At 64.7% G+C, this 5,238-nt stretch carries 6 protein-coding genes; 3 read left to right on the forward strand and 3 right to left on the reverse strand.

The genetic code is table 11. The features are described from left to right. Positions 1 to 2,496: AAA family ATPase (locus tag EN991_RS22340; protein ID WP_164769293.1), on the reverse strand; the 2,496-nt coding region annotated here is incomplete at its 3' end. Between the two features lie 171 nt (positions 2,497 to 2,667). Between EN991_RS22340 and EN991_RS22345 the strand changes: the two genes are divergently transcribed. The 3 genes from EN991_RS22345 to EN991_RS22355 all read left to right on the forward strand — a co-directional run bounded on the left by EN991_RS22345 (position 2,668) and on the right by EN991_RS22355 (position 3,829). Further along, positions 2,668 to 2,991, forward strand: coding sequence for a DUF4242 domain-containing protein (locus EN991_RS22345; RefSeq protein ID WP_245461039.1), 324 nt, complete (start codon positions 2,668 to 2,670; stop codon positions 2,989 to 2,991). Beyond that, positions 2,969 to 3,256 carry a hypothetical protein gene (locus tag EN991_RS22350; RefSeq protein WP_082827512.1) on the forward strand — a complete coding sequence of 96 codons (288 nt, stop codon included), beginning with the start codon at positions 2,969 to 2,971 and terminating at the stop codon, positions 3,254 to 3,256. Before EN991_RS22345 ends, EN991_RS22350 begins: the two co-directional genes overlap by 23 nt. 72 nt (positions 3,257 to 3,328) lie before the next feature. Continuing rightward, entirely contained in the window at positions 3,329 to 3,829 is a 501-nt protein-coding gene (locus EN991_RS22355) for a hypothetical protein (protein WP_063173443.1), read from the forward strand. 62 nt (positions 3,830 to 3,891) lie between these two features. Here EN991_RS22355 and msrA read toward each other — a convergent pair whose 3' ends face one another. After that, positions 3,892 to 4,629, reverse strand: coding sequence for a peptide-methionine (S)-S-oxide reductase MsrA (gene msrA, locus EN991_RS22360; RefSeq protein WP_024504097.1), 738 nt, complete (start codon positions 4,627 to 4,629; stop codon positions 3,892 to 3,894). 142 nt (positions 4,630 to 4,771) lie between these two features. Continuing rightward, positions 4,772 to 5,050, reverse strand: a complete 279-nt coding sequence (locus EN991_RS22365) for a hypothetical protein (protein WP_027162827.1) — start codon at positions 5,048 to 5,050, stop codon at positions 4,772 to 4,774. Positions 5,051 to 5,238: the final 188 nt, after the last annotated feature.

The following is a 5,238-nucleotide window of genomic DNA, read 5'->3' on the forward strand; positions in this document are numbered from 1 at the left end:
GGTTTTTGGTGAAATGGTCAGGTGCTCTGCGATCCGCTTGTTGGAGAAGCCGCGCTCGATCAGTTGCAGCACTTCCATCTGGCGTTGGGTCAGGCCGGCGCTGTTGGCGCGCGTGGTCTGGCGCGGCCCCCGGGCGATGCGAATGACGCCGTTGCGCCGCATGATTTCGCGCACATGGCTCGCAACCGGCTTGGCTCCAAGGGTCTCGAATATCTCGAGTGCCGCACGCTGCGCCGGCTCATCGCCCTGGGCGAGCGCGAGCGCACGTTCATAAGGTGCGTTGAGATCCGCCCAGACCGCGGCCGCCCCTTGCCAGTCGCCAGCCAGGAGCATTCGGTACGGCGCGGCCATGCCGGCCGTATCCCCCGCGTCGCGACCGGCGGAGAGGATCTGGCGCCAGCTGGCCAGTTCGGCAAACATGGCCCGCGTCGGCGACAGGGTCTCGGCAAGGTCGATCAGCCGCAGCGCCTCGGCGATTTCCGCCTCGCCGAGCCATGCCTGCTCGGCGACGATGGCGGCGTACGGCAACAGCCGCTGCAATTCGGCTCCCCTTTCCAGGAACCGATTCATTTCCGCCAGCAGCGGCTCGGCCGAAGGATCTCCGCGCCGAAGACGCAGTTTCACCAGGGCCACCAAAGCGGGATAGCGGACCAGCGCCGTCGCCTGGTCATTGCTTATGACATCCAGAGCTTCGGCGGCAGCTTCGTTCCAGTATCCCTGACGCAACAACAACTGTGCCCGAACCCCACGCATATAGTCACGCCAAGTCGCCAGATCGTTGTCGACGCAATAGTCGATGCCGCGATCGAGGAAGGATTGAGCCTGGCTGTAGCCCAATTGGTTGATCTCGCCACAGGCGCAATTGGTGAAGGCACGCGCGGCGTGCTCCTGAAAATTCTGCTCCAGCGCGATTTCGAGGCTGCGGGCGAGATGCAGCCGGCTGCTGGCCAGATCCAGCCACTGCTCGGCGGCGCCGACATTGTTGAGCGCGTGACAAACGACATCCTGCCGGTCCAGCTGCTCGGCAAGCTCGATCGCCCTGCCGCCCAGCGACAGGGTCTCGTCGAGCCTTTCGGCCAGCATCGCCAGCTGCGAAAGGTTCGAATAGGCCATGGCAAGTTCGGCACTGGCGGGAACTGCCTCCAGCAACGCGACCGCCTGGGCGCCGAACAGGTCGGCTGCCGGGCGGTCGCCCAACAGATAGGCGAAGCGCGATAGCCACCTGAGGCTGTCGCCTTCCTTCAGCGTGTTGCCAAGCGCCTTTTGCAACGCGCGGGCTTGTTCCTGCGCCTTGATGGCCTCGTCAATGCGGGCGATCAAGTGACACTCGAAGGCATACTGCTCGTAAAGTCCGGCGCGTTCTTCCACGGGCAAGGTGTCGGCCTGCCGCAAGGCGACCTCATAGTAGCCGGCGGCGTCGCGATGGGCGCCGACACGCGAAGCCTCGCGCGCGGCGATCGGCGCGAATTCGCGCACCGCCTCGAAATTGTGCGCTTCCACGGCGTGATGGACCAGGCGTGCGGTGGCGACGCCGCCGTTTTCAAGCAGCGCCGACAGCGCGCGCTGGTTGAACAGTCTCCTGTAACTTGTCGTCAGCATCATCTCGATGGCGCGGCGTGCGATTTCATGGCGGAAGGCATAGCCATCGCCCAGATCGTCGAGCAGCCCATTCGACACACATTCCGCCAGCTGTCCGGCGCTGGCGACGCCGCACAGGCCCTGCAGAGCCCAAGCATCGGCCCGCCTGGGAAACACCGATACCGCGTCCAGCATCGAGCGGGCACCGGCGGACAACCGTTCGGCCCGCGCCACAACGGCGTCCCGCACGCTGGCCGGTGGCGTCATCTCATTGTCGGCGCACAGGAGCTCGGTGACGAAGAAGGCATTGCCGGCGGTGACCCGGTAGATGGCGTCGCCATCGCGGCCGGCAGCGCTGGCGAGCGACAGGACGGCCGCCTCGCTCAACAGCGGCACGTCGATACGGGCAACGTTGCCCGACGGAATTTCACCCAGCGCCCGGCGCACACGCGCCTGTCCTTCGCTGCGGTCGGTGCGCGCCGTCAACAGGACCAGGATGTGGGTGTTGGCGATGCGCCGGCCAAGAAAGCGGACGAAATCGAGCGTCGCGTCGTCCGCCCAATGCAGATCCTCGATTACCAGAAGCGTCGGCTGGGTCCTTGTCTCGAACACGTCGAGGGCACCGGAGAACAGTGGCAGCCGCTGACCCTGCCTGGCGTCGATCGCCTGCGGCATCGCCCATTGCGCCTCGCGGGCGAGGTCATAGAGCGGTCCGAGCGGATCGGGGATCGACAGGTCCTCGCAGGCGCTGCGCAAGATGCGCGTAGCCTTGGCCGCGCCGGCGACGAAGGCCTCGACCAGTGCGGTCTTGCCGGCGCCGGCCTCGCCCGACAACGCCACCACGCTGCCGCGACCACGCGCGGCTTCGGCGAGAAGTCCGTCAAGCTGCTCCAGCTGTGTCTGCCGTTCCAGAAGCATGATCGTCCGCTTTTCGTGATCCGGGTCGCTGCCGCACCCCGCTTTCGTCAGGCAGGATAGCGCGGCCCGGTATCGGCTTTGTGGCTCCAGCAGTGAACGCCGTTAACATGGGGAATCGTCCCACGAAACATAGGGAAAGGTTCCGATGCGCGCCCCTGGCGAGCGTGATCAATGTCCTCCGCGCTCAAAACCGGGCGTGAAACAGTAAAAAAGGAACCTGATATGCCTCGCTATGTGGTTGAACGTACATTTCCCAACGGCCTCAGCGTGCCGGTGAACGACGCCGGCGCCGATGCGCTGGGCGGCGTCATCATGCGCAACGCGGAGAAAGGCGTGACCTGGGTGCAGTCCTTCGTCTCGCCCGACAAGAAGCAGAGCTTCTGCATCTATGACGCGCCTTCGCCGGAAGCGATCCGCAGCACGGCCCAGAAAAACGCGCTGCCTGTCGACAAGATCACGGAGGTGCGGGTTCTTGACCCTTACTTTTACCGTTGACCCGATCGATGAGCATCAAACTGCCCTTCGCGGCGACGGCAGCGTGCCTGACGAATCGTTCAGCGGGCCGTCGGCGGCGTCGAGACCCGTCGGACGAGACCCGTTACCGGGCCGGGCTTTCTGGCGGCTGGCCTCGCTGCTGTTCGCGCCATTGCGCAAGAGTCGGCGTCGATTGCCTCCGCAGGACGATTATCTGAGACGCGACATCGGCCTGCCGGAGCTCGAGGGGCTGCCGCACTACTGGGACTTCACCCGGTACCAATGATGCGTGCAGCCGAGATCCGACGTCGCAGCGGGAGCGGCTGCTCCCGCGCGCCATCAACAAGGAGGAGAGAACATGAACATCCATCTGTGGACCAAACACCTCATCAACCTTTCGATCCTGTCGATCGCGGCCACCGCGGCCAATGCTCACAACGCTGGCGCGCTGGACGAGAAGGTGCGGGCAGCCAACAGCCGCTTCGAGAACGTGGCGATGGCGACGGCCGAGGGCTATGCGCCGATCCCTTGCGCCAGCGGCATCACCGGCGGCGCCATGGGCATCCACTATGTCAATGCCGGTTATCTGAAGGACGATGCGGTCGAACTCGCCAAGCCCGAGGCGGTGATGTACGAGCCGATGGCAAACGGCAAGCTGAGGCTGGTGGCCGTCGAGTACATCACCTCGAAAGGTCCGGCTTCGCTGGAAGGGCAGCTGTTCAATTTCGACAGCGCGCCCAACCGCTACGGTCTAGGCCCGTTCTATGAACTGCATGTCTGGGCCTGGAAGAAGAACCCGGCCGGCACCTTCGCCGACATGAACCCGACTGTGTCGTGTGACGCGATGAAGGCCATGTAGCCGGCAGGGGCGGGGCGGCTGAGTGCGCAAATCTCCCCCCGCGAGGGGGAGATTGGGCATTCTCAGTTGCTTGCCGCCAGCACCAGCACCGGCTTCTCGCTATAGAGCGCCGGGAACAGGGCCTTCAGGTTCGCCACCTTGGGCAGGTCGTTGTAGACGATGTAGGGATAGGTCGGGTTCAGCGTCAGGAAGTCCTGATGATAGTTCTCGGCCGGATAGAAGGTCTTGCCGGTTTCCAGCGTGGTGACGATCGGCTCCGGGAACACCTTGGCCTGGTCGAGCTGGGCGATGTAGCTTTGCGCGATCTTCTTTTGGGCATCGTTTTCGGCGAAGATCGTCGAGCGGTACTGCGTGCCGGAGTCCGGACCCTGGAAATTCAGCTGGGTCGGGTTGTGGGCGACCGAGAAATAGACCTGCAGCAGCTGGCCGTAGGTCACCTTCGACGGATCGTAGGTGATCTCGACGGATTCGGCATGCCCGGTACGGCCTGAGCCGACCGTCTCGTAGACGGCGGTGTCCTTGTCGCCGCCGGTGTAGCCGGAGACGGCCCTGGTCACGCCCTTGACGTGCTGGAACACGCCCTGCACGCCCCAGAAACAACCGCCGGCGAAGATTGCCTTTTCAGTGCCGGTGGCCGCCTTCTCGTCGAGTGCCGGCGGCGGGATCTTCACCGCGTCCTCGGCCGAAACCGCCGGCGTCAGCCAGAAGGCGGCGCCAGCGGCGGCCAGCGCAAGAACGGCGAGCGCGCTGCGGAAGACGTTCGACGATTGTCTGATGACTGGTTTTTGAATGTCGGTCATGGCTTGAGCTCCTGTGACGTCCATCATGTGGAGTCTATTGGATAAGATACGATCATGCGACGGGCGAGTTGCGGCCGAAGCCTCACTTTCACGTGCATCCGGCTTCGGACCCGCGGGACCGAAGCCGGAAACAGCACCGCCTTTACTTGGCCGGAGCCATCGCATCCGTTGCCGGCTTCATGGCGTCAGCCGCCGGCTTCATGGAATTGGTGGCCATCGGGTCGGCAGGCTTCATCGCATCCGTTGCAGGTTTCATGGCGTCTGCGGCCGGCTTCATCGCATCCGCGGCCGGTTTCATGGCATTTGCAGCCGGCTTCATCGCATTGGTCGCGTCGTCGGCACGGGCGATGCCGCCGGCAAACAGCGCCGTCGAGCACAGAGCGAGAGCGAGTGCCGGCAGCGTCAGGCGGGAAGTGGTCATGATGATCTCCTTGGGTTGGTCGTGAAGGCGCGCCCTCTTGGCGGCCGTGCTATGCGGCGCCGCTCCATGCGGCGTTGCGCAATTTCTTGTCGAAGCGCGATCTAGTCGGTCGCGGCAGCCAGGATCGGTCCGCCACCGGGCGACTGCACGAGCACGGCGGTGCTCAGGCCGCCGGACGCGGCGGGCCG

This window comes from Mesorhizobium sp. M7A.F.Ca.US.005.03.2.1 (assembly GCF_003997795.1).
In the GTDB taxonomy this organism is placed as follows: Bacteria; Pseudomonadota; Alphaproteobacteria; order Rhizobiales; family Rhizobiaceae; genus Mesorhizobium; species Mesorhizobium ciceri.